The sequence below is a fragment of the Microbacterium sp. H6 genome (genome assembly GCF_003314775.1).
GTDB classification, from domain to species: Bacteria; Actinomycetota; Actinomycetes; order Actinomycetales; family Microbacteriaceae; genus Microbacterium; species Microbacterium oxydans.
Genome location: NZ_QOAY01000082.1, coordinates 1 through 2,828 on the forward strand (window position 1 = coordinate 1; position 2,828 = coordinate 2,828).

Annotated in this window: 2 protein-coding genes and 1 pseudogene; all 3 read left to right on the forward strand. The window is 70.5% G+C overall.

Annotated features, from left to right (window positions below):
• Positions 1-484: pseudogene (locus tag DSP71_RS05840) on the forward strand (DUF1980 domain-containing protein); the annotation flags it as partial.
• On the forward strand, positions 474-2,363 hold the full coding sequence (locus tag DSP71_RS05845; protein WP_257021910.1) for a hypothetical protein: 1,890 nt from the start codon (positions 474-476) through the stop codon (positions 2,361-2,363). The pseudogene DSP71_RS05840 and the gene DSP71_RS05845, both read left to right, overlap by 11 nt.
• Before the next feature lies 1 nt (position 2,364).
• Positions 2,365-2,828: DNA-3-methyladenine glycosylase (locus DSP71_RS05850; RefSeq protein ID WP_147251218.1), on the forward strand; the 464-nt coding region annotated here is incomplete at its 3' end.

Sequence of the window (2,828 nt, forward strand, 5' to 3'; positions counted from 1 at the left end):
CGCCGTCACGGGTGGTGTCATCGCCTCCGGGGTGGTGGTGGCCGGCCTCGTGCTGCCGCCCGCCTCGCTGTCCGTCGAGCTCGCGATGTCGCGCGCGGGAGAGCAGAGTGCGTTGTTCGCCGGTGCCGACACGGTGGCCCTCGGCGTCGCCGACACCTCGACGTTCGGCGTCGGCGACTGGGCGAGCGTGTTCGCCGCAGCGACGAACACTGCCGCGTATGACGGTGCGCCGGTGAAGCTCACGGGGTTCGTGACCCCGGACGATGCCGACGACGGCGTCAATCTCACCCGCCTGGTCATCACGCACTGCGTGATCGACGCGCAGACCGCCATCCTCCCCGTCGACGTGAAGCCCGACGACTACGCGACCGGCCAATGGGTCGAGATCACCGGAACAGTGCGTGCGGATGCCGATGGGAAGCTCCGCATCGAACCGACCGACGTCGTCGCGATCGACGAGCCGGGGGACCCCTATGAGTACTGACGACGAGCGCCCAGAGGTGCCCGCCGTCCCGCGCACACGCGCGGAGATGCGTGCGGCGCGAGAAGCCGCCGAGGCAGCGGAGGCGGAGCGGATCGACCGCGTGATCGCCTCCGCCGAACACGTCGCCGCGGCGCCGGACCACGCTCCGCACACCGCGGATCCATCGTCTGCCGCTACGGCGTCCGCGGATCCCTCGTCTGCCGACCAGCCGGATGCCGTCGCAGACGAGGCAGTCCTCCGTGAAGCTGCCGTCCGTGAAGCTGCGGTGCGTGAGGCGGGCGACCGTGAGGTCGCCGAGCAGGAGGCCGCAGCCCGGAAGATGGCAGCCTTCGAGGCTTCAGCCCGAGAAGACGCGGAGGCGACCACCCTTCCGCCCGTCCCGCTCGCGACTGAGCCCGTGTTCGTCGGCGCGGCCCCGGACGTCGAGAGGGAGCGCGCAGAGGCCGCGGAGCCGAACACGCCTCCGACCCCTCGCGTCGCGGCAGAGCCGGAGCCCGTGCAGACTCCGGGGAGCCGTCGTCGCTTCGTCGTCACGCTCGCCGCCGTGCTGGGTGTCCTCGTCATCGTCGGAACGGGGCTGGGTGTCGCGAGCCTGCTCCAAGGACCGCGCATCAGCGACGTGCAGGTGAACGCCGCGCAGGCGATCGAGTCCTCAGGCAGCCGCGTCATCCTCACCGCGAACCAGGCGCTCGCCGACATCGACCCCGCGCAGGTGACGGTCGAGCCGGCGGTGCCGTTCACCGTCGATGCCTCCGGTCGCGGCGTGGGGGTGCGATTCACCGTCCCGCTCGACGATTCGACCGAGTACACGATCCGCGTGGCCGATGTCGTCGGTGCCGGAGGCGGCCCGACGACGACGCTGACCACGAGCTTCACGACGCCGCCGTCGAACATCTTCCTGCTGCGCCGCGACGTCGAGGGCAAGGACAAGATCTTCCTCACCGACCTCAGCGGAGAGAAGGCCGTCGCGGTGTTCGAGCACGACAAGATCAACGACTTCCGTGCGACATCGACGCAGCTCGTGGTCTCGGTCGAGGAGGACGACGGATCCCGCCTGCTCGTGATGGACCGCGACGGCAAGAACCAGCGTGAGCTGAAGCTCCCCGGTGACGGCTACGTGGGGGCGATCCAGGTCTCCGAGCGCGGCGGCCTCGTCGGCTACAGCTACTCGGACAAGGAGCTCAGCGATACCGAAGGGCGCGCGAGCGTCCTCGTCACGCAGTCGCTGAGCGGCGACGACGACCCGCAGATCATCGAGGTCGCCGGTGCCGAGGCGAGCGTCTTCGTGTGGCAGTTCGTTCCCGACAGCGCGGCCGTGCTGTTCATCGACTTCGACGGAGCGCTCTCGCTCGTCGACCGCTCGACCGATGCCGGCGTGCAGTCGCTCGGTCTCGCGGCCACCATCCAGGGGATCTCCCGAGGCACGTACACCGCGATCGTGGAGCGGCTCGACGGAGCCGTGGTCGAACTCGATCTGGCCGACGGCTCGGAGCAGCCCCTCGCCGCTTCGGACCCCGACTACGGCACGGCGAGCTCCATCACGCCGTTCCCCGGCGGCACACTGCGTCACGTCGTCGCGCGTGACGAAGAGGGTCTCCCGATCGGACAGGTGGTCGTGCGGGTGGACGACGACGGTGCGGCGACCCCGCTGGTCGAGGTCGGGTCGACGGACTCGATCCTCCAGGCCTGTGCATCGCCGAGCGGTCAGTATGCCGCCGTCGTCGTCGCGCCCGACCTGGCGAACAACGCCTACGACGGGATGCTGCTGCCGCTTCCGGAGAACGTCGAGACGCACCTGATCGACATGGACTCGGGCAAGGAGCTCGTGGCCCTCACCGGCTTCGACGCCTCGTGGTGCCAGACGGCCCCGAGATTCTGAGATGACCGGCGGCCCCGACCCCGTGCGCGGTGCAGAGCCGCAGGAGGCTCTGCGCCGCGCCGTCCGCACCGACCTGAGCGGCTCCGCCGTCGACGCCGCTCCGCGCCTGCTGGGTGGAGAGCTGCGCACGTTCATCTCCACAGCGACGGAGGCGGACCCGGTCGAGGTGCGGCTGCGCATCACCGAGGTCGAGGCCTATCACGGGCAGGGCACTGGGGAGATCCCCGACCCCGGCTCGCACGCCCGCATGGGACGGACGGCGCGCAATTCGACCATGTGGGGTGAGCCGGGGCGTCTCTACGTGTACCTGAGCCACGGCATCCACTCCTGCGTCAACGTCGTGTGCGGACCGGAGGGACAGGGCGACGGCGTGCTGCTCCGCGCCGGTGAGGTCGTGGCAGGGGTGGAGGCTGCCGCCCTGCGTCGTGGCGTCGCCCTTCCGCTCGGGCGCATCGCGCTGCGGGA